This is a genomic window from Pseudomonas sp. BN411, from assembly GCF_029871235.1.
Classification (GTDB): Bacteria; Pseudomonadota; Gammaproteobacteria; order Pseudomonadales; family Pseudomonadaceae; genus Metapseudomonas.
The window spans coordinates 1-536 of sequence record NZ_SSOM01000009.1; the positions used below are offsets into that span (position 1 = coordinate 1).

A 536-nucleotide genomic window follows, 5' to 3' on the forward strand; every position below is an offset into this window, starting at 1 on the left:
TCGGCGCTACCAGACTCCCCATTGCACACTCGATACCAAAAGCTAACCCATTGATTTAGAAGATAGTCGCGCTTACTGACAGCCTTGGCGGTGTAAAGATCTTTACAACTGTAAGGTGTTACAACGATGTCATTTCATGGCCCCCGCCCCCGCCAATCGGCCTTGCACAAGCTGGCCCGGCTCTTGCCTAAGACGTATCGACCTGTTCTGAACGATGGAGATCAATGGTGGAGTCTCGACACACAGAGTTTGGGCCGAGGAGCGTGCAGGCCGGAGTGAAATTACGCGGCGCCGAGAAGGTCGCGCGTATTCCGGTGAAGATAATCCCGACCGAAGAACTGCCGAAGAAACCGGACTGGATCCGCGTGCGCATCCCGGTGTCTTCCGAGGTGGAACGCATCAAGCAACTGCTGCGCAAGCACAAGCTGCATAGCGTTTGCGAGGAAGCCTCCTGCCCGAACCTGGGCGAGTGCTTCTCCGGCGGTACCGCCACCTTCATGATCATGGGTGACATCTGCACCCGTCGCTGCCCCTTC

General features: G+C 57.1%; 1 pseudogene. It reads left to right on the plus strand.

Features of this window, described 5'->3' with window-relative positions:
* Positions 1–224 precede the first annotated feature (224 nt).
* Positions 225–536 (plus strand): annotated as a pseudogene (locus E8F06_RS00070) (lipoyl synthase); the annotation flags it as partial.